The organism is Pseudomonas sp. NPDC090201 (assembly GCF_044746825.1).
In the GTDB taxonomy this organism is placed as follows: domain Bacteria; phylum Pseudomonadota; class Gammaproteobacteria; order Pseudomonadales; family Pseudomonadaceae; genus Aquipseudomonas; species Aquipseudomonas putida_AD.
Window position 1 is genome coordinate 49777 of sequence record NZ_JBIVCX010000007.1, and the last position, 23121, is coordinate 72897.

Annotated in this window: 21 protein-coding genes; 5 read left to right on the forward strand and 16 right to left on the reverse strand. The window is 62.6% G+C overall.

Features of this window, described 5'->3' with window-relative positions; all coding sequences use genetic code 11:
• Nucleotides 1–141: 141 nt before the first annotated feature.
• The 7 genes from ispA to ACIPOO_RS19105 form a co-directional block, all read right to left on the reverse strand.
• Nucleotides 142–1029, reverse strand: a complete 888-nt coding sequence (gene ispA, locus ACIPOO_RS19075) for a (2E,6E)-farnesyl diphosphate synthase (protein WP_274136007.1) — start codon at nt 1027–1029, stop codon at nt 142–144.
• A complete protein-coding gene (locus tag ACIPOO_RS19080; RefSeq protein WP_062384761.1) occupies nt 1026–1268 on the reverse strand; it encodes an exodeoxyribonuclease VII small subunit in 243 nt (80 codons plus the stop codon). The genes ispA and ACIPOO_RS19080 overlap by 4 nt, the downstream gene beginning before the upstream one ends.
• Nucleotides 1269–1502: 234 nt before the next feature.
• On the reverse strand, nt 1503–3944 hold the full coding sequence (locus ACIPOO_RS19085; protein WP_400609007.1) for a TonB-dependent siderophore receptor: 2442 nt from the start codon (nt 3942–3944) through the stop codon (nt 1503–1505).
• 239 nt (nt 3945–4183) lie between these two features.
• Nucleotides 4184–5113 carry a FecR domain-containing protein gene (locus tag ACIPOO_RS19090; protein ID WP_400609009.1) on the reverse strand — a complete coding sequence of 310 codons (930 nt, stop codon included), beginning with the start codon at nt 5111–5113 and terminating at the stop codon, nt 4184–4186.
• Nucleotides 5110–5652 (reverse strand): sigma-70 family RNA polymerase sigma factor, encoded by a 543-nt coding sequence (locus tag ACIPOO_RS19095; RefSeq protein WP_400609011.1) that lies wholly within the window; start codon nt 5650–5652, stop codon nt 5110–5112. Before ACIPOO_RS19095 ends, ACIPOO_RS19090 begins: the two co-directional genes overlap by 4 nt.
• A 266-nt stretch (nt 5653–5918) precedes the next feature.
• Nucleotides 5919–6572, reverse strand: coding sequence for an oxygen-insensitive NAD(P)H nitroreductase (gene nfsB / locus ACIPOO_RS19100; protein WP_400609013.1), 654 nt, complete (start codon nt 6570–6572; stop codon nt 5919–5921).
• 109 nt (nt 6573–6681) lie between these two features.
• Nucleotides 6682–7689, reverse strand: a complete 1008-nt coding sequence (locus ACIPOO_RS19105; protein ID WP_400609015.1) for a zinc-binding alcohol dehydrogenase family protein — start codon at nt 7687–7689, stop codon at nt 6682–6684.
• Between the two features lie 115 nt (nt 7690–7804).
• Here ACIPOO_RS19105 and ACIPOO_RS19110 point away from each other — a divergent pair, with 115 nt between their 5' ends.
• Nucleotides 7805–8710, forward strand: coding sequence for a LysR substrate-binding domain-containing protein (locus tag ACIPOO_RS19110; RefSeq protein ID WP_400609017.1), 906 nt, complete (start codon nt 7805–7807; stop codon nt 8708–8710).
• A 143-nt stretch (nt 8711–8853) separates the two neighbouring features.
• Here the strand turns inward: ACIPOO_RS19110 and ACIPOO_RS19115 are convergent, their stop codons facing one another.
• Together ACIPOO_RS19115 and ACIPOO_RS19120 are read right to left on the reverse strand one after the other, a co-directional pair.
• Complete coding sequence (locus ACIPOO_RS19115; protein WP_400609019.1) at nt 8854–10638, reverse strand: IlvD/Edd family dehydratase; 1785 nt, start codon at nt 10636–10638, stop codon at nt 8854–8856.
• Nucleotides 10639–10806: 168 nt separating this feature from the next.
• Complete coding sequence (locus ACIPOO_RS19120) at nt 10807–11988, reverse strand: fumarylacetoacetate hydrolase family protein (RefSeq protein ID WP_400609021.1); 1182 nt, start codon at nt 11986–11988, stop codon at nt 10807–10809.
• A gap of 119 nt (nt 11989–12107) precedes the next feature.
• Here ACIPOO_RS19120 and ACIPOO_RS19125 point away from each other — a divergent pair, with 119 nt between their 5' ends.
• From ACIPOO_RS19125 to ACIPOO_RS19140, 4 genes are all read left to right on the forward strand, one after another.
• Complete coding sequence (locus tag ACIPOO_RS19125; RefSeq protein ID WP_400609023.1) at nt 12108–13049, forward strand: LysR family transcriptional regulator; 942 nt, start codon at nt 12108–12110, stop codon at nt 13047–13049.
• Between the two features lie 132 nt (nt 13050–13181).
• Nucleotides 13182–14567 carry an MFS transporter gene (locus ACIPOO_RS19130; RefSeq protein ID WP_400609025.1) on the forward strand — a complete coding sequence of 462 codons (1386 nt, stop codon included), beginning with the start codon at nt 13182–13184 and terminating at the stop codon, nt 14565–14567.
• 126 nt (nt 14568–14693) lie between these two features.
• Nucleotides 14694–15446: an Asp/Glu racemase gene (locus tag ACIPOO_RS19135; protein ID WP_400609027.1), complete on the forward strand. Its 753-nt coding sequence runs from the start codon at nt 14694–14696 to the stop codon at nt 15444–15446.
• A gap of 58 nt (nt 15447–15504) precedes the next feature.
• Nucleotides 15505–16386: a LysR family transcriptional regulator gene (locus ACIPOO_RS19140; protein WP_400609029.1), complete on the forward strand. Its 882-nt coding sequence runs from the start codon at nt 15505–15507 to the stop codon at nt 16384–16386.
• A 149-nt stretch (nt 16387–16535) separates the two neighbouring features.
• Here the strand turns inward: ACIPOO_RS19140 and ACIPOO_RS19145 are convergent, their stop codons facing one another.
• The 7 genes from ACIPOO_RS19145 to ACIPOO_RS19175 are packed head-to-tail and all read right to left on the reverse strand — an operon-like array spanning nt 16536 to nt 22954.
• The gene (locus ACIPOO_RS19145; protein WP_400609031.1) at nt 16536–17360 is read right to left on the reverse strand and encodes a glycosyltransferase family 2 protein; all 825 of its coding nucleotides are present in this window, start codon (nt 17358–17360) and stop codon (nt 16536–16538) included.
• Complete coding sequence (locus ACIPOO_RS19150) at nt 17360–17716, reverse strand: multidrug transporter (protein ID WP_274136273.1); 357 nt, start codon at nt 17714–17716, stop codon at nt 17360–17362. Before ACIPOO_RS19150 ends, ACIPOO_RS19145 begins: the two co-directional genes overlap by 1 nt.
• Nucleotides 17713–18549: a sugar phosphate isomerase/epimerase gene (locus ACIPOO_RS19155; protein WP_274136275.1), complete on the reverse strand. Its 837-nt coding sequence runs from the start codon at nt 18547–18549 to the stop codon at nt 17713–17715. The genes ACIPOO_RS19150 and ACIPOO_RS19155 overlap by 4 nt, the downstream gene beginning before the upstream one ends.
• Nucleotides 18546–19325 (reverse strand): pyridine nucleotide transhydrogenase, encoded by a 780-nt coding sequence (locus tag ACIPOO_RS19160; RefSeq protein ID WP_274136277.1) that lies wholly within the window; start codon nt 19323–19325, stop codon nt 18546–18548. The genes ACIPOO_RS19155 and ACIPOO_RS19160 overlap by 4 nt, the downstream gene beginning before the upstream one ends.
• Nucleotides 19322–20821, reverse strand: a complete 1500-nt coding sequence (locus tag ACIPOO_RS19165; RefSeq protein WP_400609035.1) for a hypothetical protein — start codon at nt 20819–20821, stop codon at nt 19322–19324. The genes ACIPOO_RS19160 and ACIPOO_RS19165 overlap by 4 nt, the downstream gene beginning before the upstream one ends.
• A complete protein-coding gene (locus tag ACIPOO_RS19170; protein WP_274136279.1) occupies nt 20808–21929 on the reverse strand; it encodes an FAD-binding oxidoreductase in 1122 nt (373 codons plus the stop codon). The genes ACIPOO_RS19165 and ACIPOO_RS19170 overlap by 14 nt, the downstream gene beginning before the upstream one ends.
• The gene (locus tag ACIPOO_RS19175; RefSeq protein ID WP_400609037.1) at nt 21926–22954 is read right to left on the reverse strand and encodes a glycosyltransferase; all 1029 of its coding nucleotides are present in this window, start codon (nt 22952–22954) and stop codon (nt 21926–21928) included. The genes ACIPOO_RS19170 and ACIPOO_RS19175 overlap by 4 nt, the downstream gene beginning before the upstream one ends.
• Nucleotides 22955–23121 lie beyond the last annotated feature (167 nt).

The window sequence follows — 23121 nt, forward strand, 5'->3', positions numbered from 1 at the left end:
TCGTTCCTCGCTGGTCACACCCCCGCCGGCCCCCCCCCCCCCCCGCCCGGGCGCCCCCCCCCCCCCCCCCCCCCCCCCCCCCCCCCCCCCCCCCCCCCCCCCCCCCCCCCCGCTCCTACAGATAGAGTCCGGGGGCGCAGCTCAGTTGCGGCGTTCGACGATATAACGGGCCAGGGCGCGCAGGGGCTCGGCGGCCGCGTCGAACGGTCGCAGGGCGGCCAGAGCCTGATCGCGCAGTTCGAATGCGTAATGCCTGGCTTCTTCCAGACCCAGGAGGGCCGGGTAGGTCGGCTTGTCGCGGGCAATGTCGGCGCCCTGGCGCTTGCCCAGGGTCGCGGTATCGCTCTCGACGTCGAGGATGTCGTCCTGCACCTGGAACGCCAGGCCGATGGCCCGGGCGTAGATCTGCAACGAATCGAGCTGGACCTGGCTGGCGTTACCGCTGGCCAGGGCGCCGAGCCTGACGCTGGCCTCGATCAGCGCGCCGGTCTTGTGCCGGTGCATGAACTCCAGGGCTTTCTGGTCGAGCTTGAGGCCTACCGAACCCAGGTCGATCGCCTGACCACCGACCATCCCGGCAGGGCCTGCGGCGTGGGCGAGGGTGGCGACCATCTTCAGGCGGGTCTCGGCGTCCTGCGGGGTCAGCCTGGCGTCGCTCAGCACGCTGAATGCCAGGGTTTGCAGGCCGTCACCGGCGAGAATCGCGCAGGCTTCGTCGAACGCCTTGTGGGTGGTCGGCAGGCCGCGACGCAGGTCGTCGTCGTCCATGGCCGGCAGATCGTCGTGAACCAGCGAATAGGCGTGGATCAACTCGACTGCACAGGCTGCGCCGTTGGCCTGTTCGGCGTTGCCACCCAGGGCTTCGCAGGCCGCGTAGACCAGCAGCGGGCGCACGCGCTTGCCGCCATTGGTGACGCTGTAGCGCATGGCTTCGTAAAGCCTGGTCAATTCAGGAGCAGGAGCGGTGAACAGGGTGTCCAGCGCCGCATTGACGCGGGCCTGACTGAGGGCCTGGTACTCGGCAATCATTCTGGCTGTTCCGCGTCGAAGGGTTCCTCGGCCAGTTCGCCATCGCGCTCGAGCAGGACCTGAACCTTCTGCTCGGCCTGGGCTAGGGCGCTCTGACACTCGCGGGTCAGGCGGATGCCTTGTTCGAAGGCGGTCAACGAGTCTTCCAGCGACAGCTCGCCGTTCTCCAGACGCTCGACCAGCGTTTGCAAATCCGTGAGGGACTGTTCGAAATCCAGTGCAGCTTTCTTGCGGGCCATGGCGGCTATCCCGGTAGACGTTAAACCGGCGCGACACTAGCAGAGCGTGGGGCCTGGGGCAAATGAGAGGTGCCGGATGGGAGGTGTAGCGCAGGCCTGCGCCGAACCGCCACGCCCTGTAGGAGCGCGCTTGCCCGCGATAGCGGTGGGTCAGCCGCTATTGATGCAATGTGTGCCGACGCTGTCGCGGGCAAGCGCGCTCCTACAGGTTTTGCGTTGATCCCGGAATTGGGATTACCAGTCGTAGGTCACGGTGGCGATGACGTTGCGGCGCGGGCCGTAGTAGCAGGCGGTCGGGTTGGTGCAGGCGGTCACGTAGTCCTTGTCGAACAGGTTCGCGGCGTTGACCGAGACGCGAGTGCCTTGCAGGTCATGGGCGAGCTTGCCCAGGTCGTAATGGATCGCTGCGTCAGCCACGGTCACGTTGCCGGTCTTGATGCGGTTGAGCGAAGCGCTCGGCGAGCTGCCGCTGCTGCCCCAGACCGCCCCTGTGTAACGCGCACCCATTCCCACGCCGAAGCCATCCAGAGGGCCTTCGCGGAAGGTGTAGTCCAGCCAGGTCGAGGCCTGATGACGCGGCGTAAACGGCAGTTCATTACCTTTATCGGTGTACGCCGAGGTGATGTAGCCGGACTTGGTCACTTCGCTGTCGGTGTAGGTGTACGAGGCCAGCACATCCAGATTCGGCGTCAGCGCGGCCTTGCCTTCCAGTTCGAAGCCTCGCGTCTCGGCCTCGCCGATCTGCACAGTGTTGCGCGTGTCAGCCGGGTCAACCGTGGTCAGGTTCTGCTGGGTCAGCTTGTACACCGAGGCCGTGATGTAGCTTTCCTGGCCCGGCGGCTGGTACTTCACGCCTGCTTCATACTGCTCGCCCTCGGTGGGCTTGAAGATCGGCGTGGTCGAGCTGACGCTGGTGTTGAGCGTCGGATCGAACGACTGGGAATAGCTGAAGTACGGCATCACGCCGTTGTCGAACAGATAACCCAGCCCTGCGCGCCAAGTGCCTTTCTCGTCATCCTGCTTGATGTCGCGGTTGGTCGGATTGGCGCGGTCCGGGCGGAACGCGCTGTCGGCCTTGGCCCAGTCGTAACGCCCGCCCAAGGTCAGGATCCAGTGGTCGAGCTTGATCTGGTCCTGGAAATAGACGCCGGTCTGTTTCTGCACCTGATACATGTCGCGACCGACGTACTGGTTGCTGACGCTGCCGCCGTAGGTCGGGTTATACGGGTTGATCGAGGTGAAGCTGCCGTTGACCACGTCGTTGTCCAGAGCGCTGCGGCGGAAATCCACGCCCATCAGCAGGGTATGGTCCAGGGCGCCGGTGGTGAAGTTGGCCTGGGCCTGGTTGTCGACGTTGAAAATCTGGATGTTGCGCTTGATGTCCGACGCCAGCCGCGCCAGCACCGGGCTGGTGGCACTCACATAACCGTTGTTGAACGCCGAGCGGTTCTGCACGTTGACCTTGCTCCAGCGCAGGTTCTGACGAACGGTCCAGGTGTCGTTGAAGTGATGCTCGAACAGGTAGCCGAGCTGGAAGCTTTCGCGGCGCATCTGGTCGTAGTCCGGATCACCCAGCAGGGTGTCGCTGCCGATGTGGCCCCACGGCGAGCCGTTCAGCGAGCCTTTCTGCGGGTAGTACTGCTCGGTGGTGCCGCCCCAGTCGCGCTGGTATTGCGCGAGCAGCGTCAGCGAGGTGTCGTCGTTGGGGCGCCAGGTCAGGGCCGGGGCGATGAAGTTGCGGTTGTTGTCGACGTGATCGACCTGGGTGCCGCTGTCCTTCACCAAGCCTGTCAGGCGATAGCTCCACACGCCCTGATCGTCCAGCGGGCCGCCGAAATCGAAGGCGCCTTGTTTCATGTCGTGGCTGCCGCCCTGGATCTGCACTTCATGCAGGGGCGTTGCGGTCGGCAGTTTGCTGGTCAGGTTGATCAGCCCGCCCGGACGGCTCTGGCCGTAGAGCATGGAGCTGGGACCGCGGAGCACTTCGATGCTTTGCAGGCCGTAGGGCTCGGACATCCCGCCCTGGCCGCTTTCGCCGTAGGGCAGCATCAGGCCGTCCTGAAACACATAGGGCGAGAAACCGCGCACGCGAAACTGCTCGCGGGAGTTGTTGGCGCCGGTGTATTCGCCGTAGATGCCTGGCGTGTAGCGCACGGCCTGGCTGACGTCCTGCACGGCCTGATCGTTCATCTGCTTGCGGCTGACCACCGAAATAGATTGTGGGACTTCGCCCAGCGGGGTGTCGGTCTTGGTCGCGCCCACGCTGCGTGTGACGACGTAGCTGTGGTCGCCGTTTTCGCTGTCGCTGTTCGAGATGCCGTCGATGGTGGTGGCGCCGAGGTTGACCGCGCCCGCTGGCAGGCGCTTGAGCGTCAGAGTGCCGCCGCTGGTGGTTTCAAGACCCAGCCCGGAGCCGGACAGTGCCTGGCTGATCGCCTGTTCGGTGCTCATGTCCCCGTGTACGGCGGGCGCTTGATGGCCGGCCACCAGTGACGGGTCGTAGACGATCTCGCGACCGCTTTGTTGGGCGATGCGTCCCAGGGTCGAACTCAGGCTGGCGGCCGGCAGATCGAAGCTTGCGGCTAGCAGCATCTGGCTGCTCAAGGCCAGCGGGCCCAGCAGCAGGGCGGCGCGCAGCGGGTTCAGACGAAAGGCGTTACGGGTACGGCGGGACATGACTCGGGCTCCATTGGCAGTCGCATGAATGAGCGGTTCATGGGGTATGTCCAACGAGACCGAAAAAGCGATATAGGCAATATGAAAAAACTCGAGGGATGTGCGTATTTCCTGTAGGAGTGAGCTTGCTCGCGATGGCGTCCGTTCGGATGCTTTGTAGATGTCTGACACTCCGCTATCGCGAGCAAGCTCACTCCTACAGGGTTGTGCATAACTTGGCAGTTGCGATGACTTCAAGATCACGCCAACTCGACGCTGACCCACCAGTCGCCAAACCGGTTGATGCGCAGCGGAATGGTCTGCTCCAGCGCACTGAGGGCTCGATTGCTGTGGTCCAGCGAAAACCCGCCGGACACCCGCAAGCGCGCCGCCTGCGGGCTGACCCGAAGCAGGCCCGTGCGATACGGGCGAAACGCGTCGAGCACCTCACCCAGAGACCAGTCGACCACGTTCAGCCAGCCATCCTGCCAACTGGCTTCACCGCTGCGGTTGGCGCTGAGCAGTTCGATGCGGTCATTGAATTGCGCGCCATGTCCGGCCTGCAGTTGTGTCGTCGCGCCGCTGCGGCTGATGACCGTCACGCTGGATTGATTCACCCAGACGCGGCTTGAGGTTTCACCACAGGCCACCATGAACCGCGCGCCGCTGGCCTGTACGCAGCTGAATTCGGTGAGCACCTGAAACGGGCGATTTTCCTGGGTTGCGTCGACGATGATCTTGCCTGCACGCAGGCGCAGTTGGCGCTGGCCTGGATTGAAGTCGACGTCCACTGCGCTCTGCGCATCGAGGACGATACGGCTGCCATCGACCAACGTGCGGCTCAGGCGCTCGCCGGTGCCGGTGCGCAGATCCGCGCCGAATTCCGCCAGCGGCATGCCCGGTTGGCTGAGCAGACGACCGCCCAAACCAATACCCGCAATGGCCAGTGCACCACGCAGCAGATGACGGCGGCTGGGGCGTGGCGCTTGAAGTGTGCGGCGGGCGAGGTTATCCACAGGGGACAGCGTACGCTGCACATGGCCCTGAACCTTTTGCCAGGCTTGCGCGTTGGCCGGGTCGGCATGCAACCAGCGCTCGAAGGCGCGGCGCTCGTCGGGCAGGGCGGATTCGTCCCGCAGGCAGGCGGTCCATTCGATGGCTTGTTCGAGGGCGGAGCGGGGCGGGTTCATTCGTCGAACAGCTCGCTGCAGCACAAGCGCAGGCCCTTGGCGACGTACTGGCGCACGCGGATGGTCGATACGCCGATCATCTGCGCGATGTCGGCGTATTTCATGCCGTCGAGCTGGCTGCACAGAAACGCCGTTCGGGCCCGGGGCGACAGACCGTCGAGCAGGGCGTCGATGGCCATCAGGCTTTCCATGGTCAGCGCGCGTTCTTCGGGGGAGGGCTCGACGGCTTCGGGTTGCGCGGCGAGGGCATCGAGGTAGGCGCGCTCCAGGTCACGTCGGCGCCATGTGTCGTACATCAGGCGTTTGGCGATGGTGGTCAGCAGCGCACGGGGTTCGCGAATCGACTGCGGCGCGGGCATCGCCACCACTTGCACGAAGGTTTCGGCGGCCATGTCGGCGGCATCATGACGACACCCCAGCCGCGCCCGCAGACGATCCAGCAACCAGCCATGATGATCGCCGAACAACTGCTGGAGGATGTGCTGGCGCAGGGCGGCGTTGCCGGGGGCGGGCGAAGCGAGGAGATCGGCGGACGGCATAACGAAAATAATCGCAACAGGTAATGAGAGCGATTATCAGTTGTTCGGGGTGCCAGCACAATGCCCAAGGCAAGCACGATCGCTGTAGGAGCGCGCTTGCCCGCGATTGCGGTGGGTCAGCCGGCATTGATGCAATGTGTGCCGACGCCGTCGCGGGCAAGCGCGCTCCTACAGGATGGGGAGGAGACAATCTGTAGCAGCACGGCTTGCCGGCGGGGGCGATTTTGAGGGCGCCCCCGCCGGCAAGCCGTGCTGCTACGGGCCAATCACAGATGTGTGAATACTGTTTCGGCGGGCAAACGCGACTTGGGCAGCTTGGCGTTGAAGTCTGTCTCGCTGCGGTAGCCCAGCGCGACGATCACCAGGCTGGTGAAGCCTTGCTCGCGCAGGCCCAGTTCCGCGTCCAGTTTCTTGAAGTCGAAGCCTTCCATCGGCGTTGCATCCAGGCCAAGCGAAGCGGCGCCCAGCAGCAGCGTGCCCAGCGCCAGGTAGGTCTGCTTTTCCATCCAGTGCTGCACGTCCTTGGTGTCGTGCTTGTGCATGTTCACGTAGCCGCGGCGGCTGTTGTCCTGCCCGGCCTTGGCGTCGGCGTTGGGGAAGCGGCCGTCCTGCTCTTCCTGGGCCAGCACGGTTTGCAGGTGTGCCTCGGTCATTTCGGTGCGAGTGCACAGCACGATCACATGGGAGGCATTGAGGATCTTGCTTTCGTTGTAGGCAAAACCACCTTCCGCGCCTTTGGCCACGCGCGCCTTGCCTTGTTCGTCCGAGGCGACGATGAAGTGCCACGGCTGCGAGTTCACCGACGAAGGGCTGTGGCGCAACTGGTCGAGCAGGGTGTCGATGCTTTCCTGCGGGATCTTGCGGCTGTTGTCGTAGGCTTTGGTGGTGTAGCGGGATTTGGCGAGTGCGGTGAGTTGCACGGGGAATCTCCTGGGTAAAAAGTAACAAGAAAACAATTGGGCGCAGCCGTGAGCCGGCACCGAAAACGGCGCCGATCTTCACATGCAGCAGGTCAGTTGAACAGGCGGATCAGAAGCCTTCGAGCACGATCTTGCCGCGCGCCTTGCCGCTCTCGATCACGGCGTGGGCACGGCGCAGGTTTTGTGCGTTGATGGTGCCGAAGTGCTCGCCGAGGGTGGTTTTCAGCACGCCCTGATCGATCAGCGCCGAGACGCGGTTGAGAAGTTCGTGCTGGGCGATCATGTCTGGGGTTTCGTACAGCGAGCGGGTGAACATCAGCTCCCAGTGCAGCGACAGCGCCTTGCGTTTCATCGGCACCACGTCGAGGGTTTTCGGATCGTCGATTAGCGCCAGCTTGCCCTGCGGGCGCAGGGCGTCGATCAGTTGCGCAAAGTAGCTGTCGGTGTGGGTGAGGCTGGCGACATGGCTGACCTGGCCGACGCCGATCTTTTCCAGTTGCGCCACCAGCGGCTGGCTGTGGTCGATGACGTGGTGCGCGCCGAGGCCTTTGACCCATTCCGCGGTTTCAGGGCGCGAGGCAGTGCCGATCACAGTCAGCTTGGTCAATTGACGGGCCAGCTGTACGAGGATCGAACCCACGCCGCCGCCTGCACCGATGATCAACAGGCTGTCACCTTCGCCCGCACCTTCCTTCACGCCCAGGCGATCGAAGAGCAATTCCCATGCGGTGATCGAGGTCAGGGGCAGCGCCGCCGCGTGGGCGTTGTCGATGGATTCTGGTTTGTGGCCGACGATACGCTCGTCCACCAGATGGAACTCGCTGTAGTTGCCGGGGCGGGCGATGGAGCCGGCGTAGAACACCTCGTCACCGGCCTTGAACAGGGTGACGTCGCTGCCGGTCTCGCGCACCACGCCGACCGCGTCCCAGCCCACCACTTTCGGTTCGGTGGCGGCCGAGCCTGCGCGAATCTTGGTGTCCACCGGGTTCACCGAAATGGCCCGTACTTCCACCAGCAGGTCGCGCGGACCCGGGGCGGGTTTGGGCAGGTCCATGTCGATCAGAGCCTGTGGGTCTTCGATGGGCAGGCCGTGCTGGGTAAAGGCGATGGCTTTCATGGCGTTCTCTCGTTGAAGGCTGCGATGGATGTTCAGAAGATGGAGCCATTGTGTTCTTCTCAACTGACAAGAAAAACAGGCAAAATTCGTCAAGACTTTCACCCTTGGAGTGAAAATGATCCGCATCGACGATCTTGCCCTTTTTGTACGTACCGCCGCGCTGGGCAGCTTTTCCAACGCCGCCCGCGAGGTGGACCTGCTGCCCGGGCAGGTGGCCGCAGCGATCAAGCGCCTTGAGCGCGAGCTGGATATCCGCCTGTTCGCCCGTTCGACCCGCAGCCTGCGCCTGACCGCCGAGGGCGAGCAATACCTGCCCACCGCCCGCAGCGTGCTGGACACCCTGAAGGAAGGCCGGGAAAAACTGCGTCGCGAAAGTGCCGAGTTGCAGGGGACGTTGCAGGTGGCGATGCCGTCTGACCTGGGGCGCAATGTGCTGCTGGGCTGGATGACCGAGTTTCGCCGGCTGCACCCCGCGCTCAACCTGCGTTTGTTCGTGTCCGATCAGGTGGTCAACCTGTTTCGGGATCCGGTGGACGTGGCCATCCGCAGCGGCGTGATCGAAGACGCCAACTACATCGCCCTGCCGCTGGCGCCCTGGAATCGCCGGGTGCTGGTGGCCTCGCCGGATTACCTGGCGCGCAAGGGCCGGCCAATGGAGTCGGAAGATCTGCTGCGCCATGACTGCCTGCAATACATCCTCAACGGCCGTGTTTATGACAAATGGCCGGTGGGTGGGCGGGTGTTCACCGTGTCCGGGCCGTTGATGACCGACGACGCCGATCTGGTCAGGCGCTGGGCAGTGACCGGCGAAGGAATTGCCTACAAATCTTGGGTGGATGTACGTGAAGACGTACTCGCGGGCAGGTTGGAGTTGCTGCTGTCGGATTACGCGGGCGAGCCTGCCCCGGTGAACCTGGTTTATCCCCACCGCAAGCAGTTTTCGCCTGCGGTGCAGCAGTTGCATTCGATGCTCAAGAGCCGCTTTGCCGAACTGGAGCAGGGGCTGCCCGAGTTGTTGTGAACACCGTTGTAGGAGCGCGCTTGCCCGCGATTGCGGTGGGTCAGCCGGTATTGATGCAATGTGTGCCGACGCCGTCGCGGGCAAGCGCGCTCCTACAGGGTTTGCGTGTTGCCGGAATTCCGATCCGGCGCGAGAAATCGACGTTAATGGGAATGCCGTGGCTCGCCGCTTCGGGCGATCACCCGCAGGTGCAGCGTCGCGGGCTCCAGGCAGCCGCCTGTGGATAACTGGCCCACCAACTGGCGGTACAGCTCTTGCCACGGGGTTTGCGAGGCCGGCATTTTCGGTTCGAACTGCGCCCGGCGTTCGGCCATTTCCTCGTCGCTGACCAGCACGTTCACGCTGCGGTTGTTGAGGTCTACCCGCAGCCGGTCGTTGGTTTTCAACAGCGCCAGGCCACCGCCAACTGCCGCCTCGGGTGACATGTTGAGGATCGACGGGCTGGCCGACGTGCCGCTCTGGCGCCCATCGCCCAGGCAGGGCAGGGAGTCGATGCCGCGCTTGATGAGTTCGGCCGGAGGCGCCATGTTCACGACTTCCGCGCTGCCCGGATAGCCAACGGTGCCTGCGCCACGGATCACCAGGATGCAGCGCTCGTCGATGTCCAGCGACGGGTCGTTGATGCGCGCGTGGTAGTCCTCTGGCCCCTCGAACACGATCGCCCGCGCTTCGAAGCTGTTTTCCGCGCCGGGCTCGGACAAGTAGGTCTTGCGAAACGCCTCGCCGACCACCGACATCTTCATGATCGCGCTGTCGAAGAAATTGCCGCTGAGCACGATGAAACCGGCGCGGTGTTTGAGCGGGTCTTCGTAAGGGCGAATCACGTCGGCGTCGTGGGCGACGGCATTGCGCACGATCTCGCCCACGGTCTTGCCCGACACCGAGTGGCAGTCTTCATGCAGCTTGCCGGCCTTTTGCAGCTCATGCATCACCGCCGGAACGCCGCCGGCGCGGTGGAAACCTTCGCCCAGGTATTTGCCCGCAGGCATGCAGTTGACCAGCAGCGGGACGTCCTCGCCGATGCGTTGCCAGTCGTCCAGGCTCAGCTCGACGCCCATGTGCCGGGCGATGGCGATCAGGTGCGGTGGGCAGTTGCTCGATGCGCCCAAAGCCGAGGCCACGGCAATCGCGTTCTCGAAGGCTTCGCGGGTCATGATCTGCGAAGGGCGCACGTCTTCGCGCACCAGATCGCAGATGCGCTTGCCGGTGAGGTAGGCCATCTGGCCGCGCTCGCGGTACGCCGCCGGAATGCTCGCGCAACCTGGCAGCGACATCCCCAAGGCTTCGGCCAAAGCGTTCATCGAAAGCGCCGTGCCCATGGTGTTGCAATGCCCCACCGACGGCGACGCGGCGGTGGTCATTTCCATGAAGCCTTCATAGTTGATTTCTCCCGCCGAGAGCAGGTTGCGTGCGTGCCAGAGCACGGTGCCGGAGCCGATCAGCTCGCCCTTGTGGCGGCCGTCGAGCATCGGCCCGCCAGACAACACGATGGCCGGCAGGTCGGTGGTGGCGGCGGCCATCAGGCAGGCCGGGGTGGTCTTGTCGCAGCCGGTGGTCAGCACCACGCCGTCCAGCGGATAGCCGTGGAGAATTTCCACCAGGCCCAGGTAGGCGAGGTTGCGGTCCAGTGCGGCGGTGGGGCGGCGGGTCTGCTCGGCCATCGGGTGCACGGGGAATTCCATGGGAATCCCGCCCGCGTCACGAATCCCGGCCTTCACTCGCTGCGCCAGTTCCAGATGATGACGGTTGCACGGGGCCAGATCGCTGCCGGTCTGGGCGATGCCGATGATGGGCCGGCCCGATTGCAGCTCTTCACGGGTCAGCCCGTAGTTCATGTAGCGCTCGACGTAGAGCGCGGTCATGTCGGCGTGGGTGGGATCGTCGAACCATTGCTGGCTGCGCAGGGGACGTTTCGGTGACTCGGACATGGTTCGGTTTCTCTTGTAATTGGAGTATCTGAAGACGCTGATCCCTGTAGCAGCACGGCTTGCCGGCGGGGCGGTGTGTCAGTCATCGGTATGTCGCCTGACACACCGCTCCCGCCGGCAAGCCGTGCTGCTACGGAACCGCGTCTGGGCGACGCATTGTGGGCGGTATCAGCGCGGCAGCAAGCCTCGCGCCGCCAGGTTGTGAAACAGCGCTCCCACACCGAAAGTCCATGGGGTCGCGCGGCTGCTGTGGGTGACCTCGTTGTGCAGGCTGCCCAGGTGCTGGCTGCTGATGCTGACTGCGTCTCCCAGCTTGTGGGTAAAGCCTGCGCCGACGTGATCGCGGTCTTCGGTCGGGGCGAACAGGGTGCCCAGGTACAGCAGGAAGCCATCGGGGTATTGGTGATTCTCGTTGAGGGTCTGGGCGACCAGGTCTTCGGGATCACGGCTGATCTGCGACATGGAGCTTGAACCCTCCATCACGTAGCCGTCACTGCCTTTCACTTGCAGGTCGACCACGCAGTTGCGCACATCGTCCAGCGAGAACGTCTCGTCGAACAGTCGAATGAACGGGCCGATGGCGCACGAGGCGTTGTTGTCCTTGGCCTTGCTCAGCAGCAGCGCGCTGCGACCTTCGAAGTCGCGGAGGTTGACGTCGTTGCCCAGGGTCGCGCCCTGGATCTGCCCGCGGCTGTTGACCGCCAGCACCACTTCGGGCTCCGGGTTGTTCCATTGCGATTTGGGGTGAATGCCGATCCGGCTGCCACTGGTGACCGCCGCCAGCACTGGCGCCTTGGTGAAGATTTCCGCGTCAGGCCCGATGCCGACCTCCAGGTATTGCGACCACATGTTCTGCTCAATCAGCAGCGCCTTGAGCCTGCTCGCCTGTTCGGAGCCCGGCTTGATACTGCGCAGGTTGTCGCCGATGGCGCTGTGCACGATGGCTCGCACGCTTTCAGCCTTGGCCGGATCACCTGCGGCCTGCTCCTCGATCACCCGTTCGATCATGCTGGCGGCGAAGGTCACACCTGCGGCCTTGATGACTTGCAAGTCCGCAGGTGCCAGCAGAAAGGCGCGGCCAAGGTCAGGCTCGGCGGTGGAGTTGGCCAGCAACTCTTCAACGCTGGCGATCAGCGTGCCCTGGGTTTCACGCACGGCCTTGAGCGGCGATGGGGATTCCAGCAGTTCACTCAGGGTCGCGAAGCGCTCGGACAGGTCGAACACCCCGTCGCTGCGCAGGACCACCGGTGAAGGCCCGCCGACCTTGCCGGGCACCCAGGCGCGACCGATCAATGTGCCGCGCAGGCCGTCCACCGGCAGGGTGTTCTGGGGAGTGAGTTCAATGGGCATGGCAATCCTCGAATGTTCTTGTGCTTTTGCTACCGACCCTAATAAGCGGCGGCGATAAACTCCAATGACATCTGGTCAATTATCGATAACACTGGGTTATCACGATGGAGGCTGCCGCCATGTCCGATATTTCCTTCTCCACGGTCTGTAACTGGCTCAAGTTCAAGCATCTGGTACTGATCGACACTCTGGCGCGTACCCGAAACATGCACGCCGCTGCCCTGCACATGAACCTGAGCCAGCCTGCGGTCAGCAAGATGCTGCGCGAGATCGAGCGCCTGCTGGGCTTCGACCTGTTCGAGCGCCTGCCGCGCAACATGCCGCCGACGGCCCTGGGCGAGCATGTGGTGCGCTATGCGCAGATCGCCCTGAACGACGCCAACAAGTTCGTCGATCAGATCAGCAGCCTGCGCGAGGGCGGGCACGGCTTTCTCAAGGTGGGCGCGATCTTCGCCGCCACGGCCGTGGTGTTGCCCGACGCGCTGGTGCAGCTCAAGAAGCGCTGGCCGTTGTTGTCCATCGAGATTGTCGAACAGACCAGCGATCACCTCATGGAAATGCTCGACGACAAGAAGCTGGACCTGGCCGTCGCGCGCTACACCCACGAAAACCAGCAGCAGGTGTATGACTTCCAGATGCTGGCGCCCGAGCCCTTCTGCATGGTGGTCAACAGCCGCCATCCGCTGACGGCACTGGAGCAAACCCCGCTTGAGGAGCTGGGCAACTGGCCGTGGATTCTCTATCCGGTGGGCACGCCGATCCGAGCGCGCATGGAACAGGCCTTCGCCAAAGCCGGGATTCCCCTGCCGCGCAACACCATCGATACCATCTCAATGCAGACCTTCCTGCAGGTGCTGCAATCGGGCCCGACCATCGCCATGCTGCCGGTGCCCATGGCCCAGGCTCACCTGGACGCAGGCTTGTTGAAAGTGCTCAACACGCCACTGAAACTGCCACCGCAGGAGTACGGAATTCTTACGCGAAAGGGTGAGCCGTTGCTCGGCGCAGCGTCGGAACTGGCCAATATTCTGCTGGCGAACACGCAACATGCCCGACAGTGATTCGATAACCGTTCGTTATCGATCAATGGGAACATGTCATTATTCTTCATCTATCCGTTGTCAGTAACATCCGCTGGTGTTTCGACCCCATAACAACAATACAGGCGCCATCAGGTGCCTGGAGGTCCCACCATGGCAACCGCATCTGATCGCCTGCCCGAATCGTCGGGCACCGGGCAAGCCGGCTTCGAAGATCGTACCTACCGTAAAGTCATCCTGCGCATCCTTCCCGTACTGCTGCTGTGCTACATGGCGGCGTACCTGGACCGGGTCAACATCGGCTTCGCCAAGCTGGACATGCTCAATGACCTGCAATTCAGCAACACGGTCTACGCACTGGGCGCGAGCATTTTCTTCTGGGGCTATTTCATCTTCGAGGTGCCGAGCAACCTGTTGCTGCATCGCTTCGGCGCGCGGTTCTGGATTGCCCGGATCATGTTCAGTTGGGCCATTGTCTCCATGGCCGTCGCCTTCACCGTGCCCTTGGCGAAGTTTTTCCACATCGAGTCGGAAACCATGTTCTACGTGCTGCGCTTCCTGCTCGGCATCTGTGAGGCAGGATTCTTCCCGGGCGTCATCCTTTACCTCAACTATTGGTTCCCGACGCGCCGGCAGAGCCGTGTGATGTCCGGTTTCCTGATGGCGATGCCGATCAGTCTGACACTCGGCGGCGTGATTTCCGGCTGGCTGATGACCAAGATGCAGGGTGTGCAAGGCATGGCGGGCTGGCAGTGGCTGCTGATCATCGAAGGCTTGCCGTCGGTGGTCATGGCGATCGTGGTGCTGGCGTTCATGGCCAACAACATCGACTCGGCCAAATGGCTGTCTCCTGAAGAAAAGGCCATGCTCAAGGCCAACCTCCAGCAGGACAACAAAGGCAAGGCGTCGAACCTGCGCGAGGTGTTCTTCAATGGTCGCGTGTGGCTGCTGGTGCTGATTCTGCTGACGTTCAACACCGGTTTCTACGGCCTGGCGTTCTGGATGCCTTCGATCATCAAGAGCGCGGGCATCAGCAACCCGCTGGACATCGGCCTGCTGACCGCCATTCCCTACGGCATCGCGGTGATCGCCATGACCCTCAACGCGCGCCATTCCAACAAAACCGGCGAGCGTCGCCTGCACGCCGCGATTCCCGCAATCATCGGCGGCATCGGCCTGATCCTCAGCGCCTATTTCGCCAACAACGTGGTGCTGTCGATCATCTTCCTCAGCGTCTCGGCTTCCGGCGTGCTGAGCCTGATGCCGATCTACTGGACCCTGCCGGGCACGGTATTGTCCGGCGTCGCCGCGGCTGCGGGGATTGGCATGATCAACGCAATCGGCAACCTGTCAGGCTTCACCGGTTCGATGATTACCGCCGTCGCGGAAAACCTGACCGGCAACATCAACAACGGGACCTACGTGCTGGGCGCCTGCCTGTTCATCAGCGCTGGGCTGATCCTGTCGATTCCGCGTTCGATGTTGCAGCGCGAAGATTCGCCGGCACCTGTGCCGAGCGGGACGCTGTCCAACGCCTGAATGCTGATCAGCCTGCCATCGTCATACGCGATGGCAGGCTCGCCAATGCCTGATGTACGCCTTCTTCCTGCACTCCTAACATCGGTCGCACATGACCCGCGCCAGTGGCGCAATGCAGGAGAGCCCATGAAAAACTTCCGGATCGGCCAGATCGTCCCCAGCTCTAACACCACCATGGAAACCGAGATTCCGGCGATGCTGACCTCGCGCTATTCGCTGTTTCCCGAAGAGCGTTTCACCTTCCATTCCTCGCGCATGCGCATGATGCACGTCAGCCCCGAAGAGCTGAAAAAAATGGACATCGACAGCGACCGCTGCGCTCTGGAGCTGAGCGATGCGCGGGTGGATGTCATGGCTTATGCGTGCCTGGTGGCGATCATGTGCCAAGGCGCCGGTTACCACAAAGTCTCGCAGGAGCGGCTGGGCAAGACAGTCGCCAGCAACAAGTCCAGCGCACAGGTGTTGAGCTCGGCCGGTGCGCTGATCGACAGCCTGAACATGCTGAACTACAAGAAGGTGTCGATCATTACCCCGTACATGAAACCGCTGACGCAACAGGTCATCGACTACATCGAGGCGGCGGGGATCGAGGTAGTCGATTCGATCAGCCTGGAAGTTTCCGACAACCTTGAAGTCGGTCGTCTGGACCCGATGAACCTGGTGGCCCACGCCGACAAGTTGAATATCGGACAAGCCGATGGCGTGGTGCTGTCGTGCTGCGTGCAGATGCCCTCGCTGCCTGCGATTCAAGTCGTACAGGATCGGCTGGACAAGCCGGTGCTTTCCGCCTCGGTCGCTACTGTGTACCAGATGCTCAAGACCCTGGGTTTGAAGGCTCATGTGCCGAACACCGGTCATCTGTTGTCCGGGGCGTTCTGAGTCGGTGACTGACGAGGTACTATGGCGGCCACTCAGGCCTGCATGCCCGGTACCTCACATGAAGCTCGATCCTGTCTCGCTGCGCCTTTTCGTCAGTGTCGTCGAAGAAGGCACCATCGCGGCCGCCGCCAAGCGCGAACACATCGCGGCGGCGGCGGTGAGCAAGCGGCTCAGCGAGTTGGAAGAGTTGCTCGACTCGCGCTTGCTCAATCGCACCAACAAGGGCATCACGCCGACCGATGCCGGCCTGTCGCTGTTGTTCATGGCCCGCAGCGCGCTGAATAACCTCAACGAGATTGTCGTGCAGATGCGCGACTACTCCCACGGGCGTCGTGGTTCGGTGCAGGTGCTGGCCAACATTTCGGCAATTACCCAGTTCATGCCGGCGCTGATCAAATCCTTCATGGCTCAGTACCCGTTGATCAACGTAGGGCTTGAGGAGCAGCCGAGCCTGGCGATCACCAAGGCCGTGGCCGAGAACCGCGCCGACATCGGGATTTTCACCCGCTTGCCCCATGGCGCCGACATCGAAGTCTTCCCGTTCCGGACCGATCAACTGGTGCTGCTGGTGCCCAACGATCACCCGCTGGCGGGGCGTGAATCGGTCGCTTTTGCCGAGACGCTGGATCATGAATACGTCACGCTGCGAAGCGGTACGCACCTGAATTTCCAGCTGATAAAAGCCGCCAATGACATGGGCCGCTCGTTGAAGATCCGCATGGAGGTGTCGAGTTATGACGCCTTGTGCCTGATGGTTCAGGCGGGTGTCGGGATCGGCATCATGCCCAGGGGCAGCGTCGAGATTTACCGAATGGACAGCGCCACGGTTGTGCCGTTGACCGATGATTGGGCGCGGCGTGAACTCAGCTTGTGCGTCAGGTCCCGGGAAGGGTTGTCGATGGCGGCGGAGTTGTTTCTGGAGCATCTCCTCAAAAGCTGATCCATACCCCCTACGTGGGATTTTGCGACACAACTTGTAGGAGCGCGCTTGCCCGCGACGGCGGTGTGTCTGACGGATAGGAGCTGTCTGACACGACGCCATCGCGGGCAAGCGCGCTCCTACAAGACGTTGCGGTGTACCCATAGAATCTACTTGGGGTTATACCCCCCGAAACATGCGCGAACCAACATCAGCATCAACATCAGGTTGCCCTTGAGCCCGCCGATCTTGGTCGGCACTTCACCCTGTGGATAACGTCGTACGCTCGGCAGTTCGATGCAGTGATAACCCAGCTTGGGCGCACGATAGGACAGGTACGCCAGCAGCTCGTAGGTCATGAACGCATCCCGAAAAATCGCCAGGCGCGGGTCGAGGAGGAGTTTGCGGCTGTAGGCGCGAAACCCTTGGGTGGTGTCAGTCCAGTCGTGGCCCGAGGCAATACTCAGCATCGGCGCGTGTATGAAACGGATGGCAATGTCGCGGGACTTTGGCGTGTTCTCTCCCGCACCGCCTGTGAGAAAACGCGACGCCTGAACGAAATCCACCCCTTGCCTGAGCGCGTTGATAAAGCGCGGAATCGCCTGCGGGTCATCCTTGTCGTTGCCGTCGATGGTCACGATACCTTCGTAACCCTGATCCAGGGCAAAGGCATAGGCACAGCGCAACTGCGCACTGAGCTTGCCCGGTGCGGTCTTGACCAGCAAACCGCGCACCGCAGTGACCATCAGCATGTCGTGGGCCAGGGAATTGTCGGTGCTGCCGCCGTCGACAATGATGATGTCGGCCATCTGGTTGATCGCCAGCGCGGCCATGCGCGCCAGCAGGCTGACGATGCGGTCGCCCTCGTTGATGACCGGGATAATCACGCAGTAAGGATGCAGCCTACCCAGCCACAGCGGGGTGTCGAAGGTGGGAACCTGGCGTGTCAGTTGGGCCAGGCTCGGTCGTCCGGAGGTGTAGGTTGTGTCGGTCATCACGCCACCCGCGCAGTAATCAGGGCGACACCCGCGATTACCAGCACGATGCCGGCCGCCGTCGTCCAATAGAAGGTTTCACGAAAAATCAGCACCGAGGAACAGGCCACGGCAGCCACCGCCCCGGCGGTCAGCACCGGGTGAGCGATATTGAGCGGCAAGCGCGCCAGAGCGGCGGCGTACAGCAGGAAAGCGGTGCCGTATAACCCCAGCCCCAGCCAGAACGGCCAATTGCTCAGGGCCTGCAGCGGGGCATTGAGCGAGGGGAAACTGCGCGGCGGCATCATCGCCATTTTCACCAGCACACTGGCCGATGCGTTGGAGAGGATCCCCAGGATCAGAATCGCCCACTTCATGATTGCGCCCTCAAGGCTTCGGCCCGGTAATGCCAGATCGCGACGTTCAGGGCACGCTCGATGGTATCGACGTGGGGCTCGTTGCGCTTGGGCAGCATCTCGATGGTGATCAGGTGATCGGGCAGGTAGCGGCTGATTGCGGCCGCCATCCCGGCGTGATCGGCAGTGCCGTCGCCCAGTGGCAGCAGGCTGGGCTCGCTGGCATGTACATGGCCGATCAGCTCGGCGGCGCCCTGCAACACAGCGAACGGGTCCTCGCCATTGATCGCCAGTGAACCGGTGTCCAGTTGCATGAGGATATTGGGGTGATCGACCCGCCGTACCACCTCGGCAGTCAACGGGCTGCTGGTCATGAAGTTGGCGCCGTAGCACTCCGGGTTCGGTTCCAGGCAGATGGTCACGCCGTGGTCCCGGGCGACGTTGCCAAGCATTCTGAAAAACGGCACGGCGATGTCCATGGCCTCGTCGTCGCCCAGGCCGTTGCGGTCGCGGTTTTTCGGCGAGCCGAACACCAGCCGTGTCGCACCCAGGCCCTCGCCAATGCGGCAGACCTCATCCAGGTGCTGCAACATCGAGGTCTGGCTGGCGGCGCAGCCAAACAAGTTCAGCCCCTGGGTGCCGAACAGCAGTGCCTGCATGCCGGTGATGTCGATGCCGCGCCCGGCCCAGGTGTCACGCACGTCGGCAATCTGGCCAGGCGTGGCGGCCACCGGATCCGGAAAATACTTGCCCGGCGCGACGTCGATGGCGTCGATGGCGTAGCGCCTGAGCAGGGCGGCGATGTCCCGGTCCTCGACGATGTCCCAGGCGATGTTGGAGATGGCCAGTCTCATGCCCGGTGCTCCGTGGTATGCGGTTCCGATTGCGCATAGGCGCGCACCGCCATCAGCTCTTCCCGGGCGCTGTACTGATAACGCCCGCGCGCGCCGAACAGGGCGGCGTGGCAGGTCTGCATCGCGTAGCGCGCCGGCATCACGCTGCGCACGTTGTCGAAGGGCTTGCCGAAACCTTCCTGCGAAATCTCGCTTACGGTGACCGGCTCGGCACACAGGTGCACCAGCTTGAGGCCGGCATTGAGTGCAACCTGGATGTCGTGGCAGAGGTTGACCATCGGGTAGAACTGGAAGGTGCCACGGCTGTCGATGGCCGACAGGTTGTGCTGGTTGTGGATGTCGAACACCACGTTCTTGCGCAGGCCGGGACCGACCAGGCCTGGCAGACGCACGATCAGATGCTGTGGGAAATAATCTTCCACGAAGCACTCCAGCAAGCGCCGGTTCATGCCGTAGGCGTGCAGGCCCACCTCTTCGACCTGACTGTCTTCGTCCACGCCCATGGGCGTGTGAAAGACGTCCACGGTGCTGATCAGCACGAAGGTGCGGCAGCGCACCGAGCGCAGGTGCTCGATCAGGTTCTCGATCCTCTCGCGGTCGGCATCGGGGTCGCGGTTGGCGATCCATTTCTGTGCGGGGGCTCCAGCGCACACCAGCGCGTCAAAGGAGCGCCCCTCGATTTCGTGAATGTTGGTCGAGCGATACAGCGCGCCGAATTGGGTTTGACGCATCAGGGTCGAGCCGACGAAGCCGGTGTATCCGATCAGACCATTCATAGTTGCGCATCCAGCGGGCAGTGCACCCGGATCAGTTGGGCGTTGTACACGTAGAAATACGAGGTGTAGGTGCAGTTCAGGCGGCTGATTTCGGCCTCCAGCGCCTTGCCGCGCCCGCTGATGTCCTTGTCCAGATTGACGTGGGACACCAGCACGGAAAAGTCCTTGGAGGGGCGCTGTCGCAACAGCTCGGCGAGGGAGTCCAGGTACTCGACCTTGCCCATCTTCGGATCACGCATGCGCGTCACTTCATCGTTCACACGCACGTACTGATGCTTGCTCAGGCGCTGATCGAGCAGGCTGTAGTACTCAAGCGACGGCTGGGCGTCGGGGTAGACCAGAAACTCGGTGGGCGGCATCTGCGCGATGTGCTCGTAGAGCGCGTTGTTGTCGACGTACTCGTAGTTCACGCCGCGAAGATTGTTGTAACAGGCCTTGCCCGCCTGCAGTGCCATCAGGCTCAGGAGCACCCAGCCCAGCACCTTGAGCGGGCGCGACGGGCTGGCGGTGAATTCCAGCACCCCAAGGCAAGCGATGACCATGCTGAATGGCGCCAGCCAGATCACATGGCGGGGATAGGTGGCAGGGTAGAAACCGGCGATTCGCCCTACGAGCACGATCAGCAGAATGCCAATGAAAAACAGATTCAGCCTGCACACGAAACCGCTTTTGTGGGTAAACAGCAGCACTACGCTGGCAACCCCGGACGTGATGAGCAAGGCCTTGCCATACGCCCCTAGAATCGCCTCCTTCAGCACGCCCAGCGAGCCGAGCGCGGTGGTCTTGTAATAGTCGTCGTAATTGCCCAGTTGAAACACGGTGAGGTACTTCATGTAGGCATAGGCGACCACCACCACCAGAGCAGCCCCGGCAATCGCCACGACGGTCGATGCCTCGCGCTCGTTCCTGGGTTGCGACGCATGACGCACCACGGCATACATCAGCAGCGCGCCTGAAACGATCAGTGTTGAAAAACCCAGCACACTGATCGCAGCCGCCATCCCGATGGGCCAATGAAGATTGTCCTGTTCCGAGGACCGCCACAGCGCAGTGATCGCCAGAAAGCTCACCGACACTTCGAGGAAGTAGTGCTTGAGCTCGGTCAGAAACAGGCCCATGGAAAACGAGTGGCCGATCAGCGCCAGCACAAACACCAGCGCCCCCCAGCGGTAAGGACGAAACACTGCGAACACCGGCGCGATCAGCACGCAGGAGAGCGCCAGCACCGACAACCTCAGCGGTGCGATGTTGTAGTGGAACAGCAGCATGATCGCCTTGAAGAACAGCGAGGCGAGCACCGGCTCCGCCTGATCGTAGTAAGGCAGCGGCTTGAAGAATTCATCGGGGCTGCGCAGCTCGATGATGTCCTTGAGCAGCATCGCCTCGTCGATCCAGATCGAACGGGTGGCCAGCGTCAGGAACAGGCTCGCCAGCACCGCCACGGCGACAGGCAGCACGAGGGTCGGGTTGAGGCGCGAAAGATCAAAAGACTTCATTGTCCAGTTTCTCCAGCACGTCATAGATGTTGTCGATCTTGCCGCCAAGCACCGAGTAGCAGCCCGGCAAGCTGGCGTGCTTCTCGAACAGAATCGGGCGCCCGTCGTTGCGGTCGTTGCGCGCCAGGACAGTCTTGACCTCGTACAGCGAGTCGATGTGCTGCGAGTCGAGGATCGCCGGGATGTACCGGGCCACATCGCGCACCATGCGCTCGACACGGCTGGCACGCTCATGCCCGGCGAGCCTGTCGTAGGGGTTGATCGATTTCTCATCGTCCCAGTGCAGGTGCGGCGTGAAGCGCACGTGGGACAGCGTGTGCAGGTTGCGCGACGGAAACGGCATCATCGAAAAGAACGGCCCGTCCATCACCGTCACGCCCAGACCCTGCAGCGCGGACGGCATCTGCATCAGCGCCATTTCCGTGATCTCGTGACGCAGATCGGTGTCCAGCCCCGGGAACTCGCCGTTGAAATGATTGCTGCCGCTGTAGGTGCAATTGAACAGGTAACGGCAGCTCAGGCGCTGCGGGCCGCCCTCACTTTCAGTGACCACCTGCAAGGTGCTGTCGGGGCCCTGGTAGATCTCGGTGGCGCGGGTCAGCAGGCGGATCTGCACGCCGCAGTCTGCCAGTTCACGTTCCGCCCAGTGCGCCAGACGGGTCGAGTCGAAGGCGTATTCCTGCACCTGAAACACCGCCTCGATCAGGCGAGGCTCGAACAGCCCGTGGGCCGCGGCGTCCGCGCGCCTGACCTGGGCGCCGATATCGTGACAAAAGCGTTCGAACTGTCGGGCAGTGACTTTCGAATTGTGTCGGGCGATGGCGTAGAGCTTGGTGAAATCGCTCTTCACCGCATTGGGCCAGTCGGCCACGAAACGCGGCAGGTTGATCCGGCTGCGATAGGCCGTGGTGAAGCTGCGCGGGTAATGATAGCCGTTATGCACCCGCGCCTGATTGTTGTACGAGGCGCGCCTGAGCAAGCCGCTTTCGCGCTCCAGCAGTACGATGCGCTTCAAGCCGCGCTGGCGCGCCAGATGCACCGCAATCGCCGATCCGTAGAAACCACCGCCGATGACGATTGCGTCCAGGCAATCCCCTGGCGCGTTCATCGCGATGCCCGCTCGGCGCCCCAGGCCCGGACCACCTGGGCATTGGGGGTGATTTCTTCGACGTTGAGCCGTTCAAGGCGCGTCATTCGGCAACTGGTAAATTCCTGGCCGATGTAATACAGCGGCCCGTCGTTGGAAAAACTGGCCATGTTCAGGATGTATTCGCCAAGCACCAGCAACACCAGCGAAATCAGAAAGAACATCCCCGACTGCTGCAGCGAAAGGCTGGTCCAGCCTGCTGCCACATCGGTCTTGAACAGCGCGATCCCGACCACATACGCGCAATAGATCAGGTTCATCACCGCGCCAAACAGCGACAGCGCCGTCACCATCCGCATCGGCGCCCGCGTGCTGGAAATCAGCATGCGAATCCCCCGATCGACACTCTCCCCCAGATGCTTGCGCGGTTGCGCCTTGGGCGGAGCCGAGTAACTCAGACAGACCCTGGCAAATCCGCCTGTCGCCGGCAAATGACGGTAGATCATCGTGGGTTTGGGGTGCTGCAGGATGAAACTGATGACCTTGCGCGTCAGCAGCCGAAACTGCGGCGCCTCCTTGACCAGATGAATGCCGTTGAACCACCGGTATGCACGGTGAAAGAGTTTGAAAGCCAGGTAATAAGGCAGGCTTTGCGTGCTGTGCTCGGCGTTGCAGACGAACACCACATCCGCCCCCTGCGCCGCCTGCTCCAGCATGTTGGGCAGGAAGGCGATGTCATCGGCCAGTGGGTCGAGCACCACGGCATAGTCCCCCAACGCATTCTCCAGCCCCACCCAGGACGCCGTGTCCAGATCGACTTCACGGGTCAGCGCATACACCTGAAGATTGGCCACCCCGTCTTCGCCCGTCAGGCGTTTCAACTGCGCGATGCTGTCGTCGGTCGACGCGTTGTCGACAATGATCAACTCATAGTCCGACACCATCGAAGCGATCAGCCCCGTCGCTTCAAGCAGCATCCCCTCAAGCCCCTCGGCCTGATTACGCACGACCAACACCACCGACAAGAAACAGGGAAAAAAAGCCATGGCGAGATACTCGAAACGGCCTTCCCTGGCGGTGTTTTTTTATAAGAGCGTGCAGACGGGTGTCATCAGGTGAACACGTGGGGAACGGGAATTATTCACGGTGCCCAAAGGGTGGGTCTGAGCGGGCGGGTGGTTGGTTCTGATGTAGGTGAGAGTGCGAGAAAAGG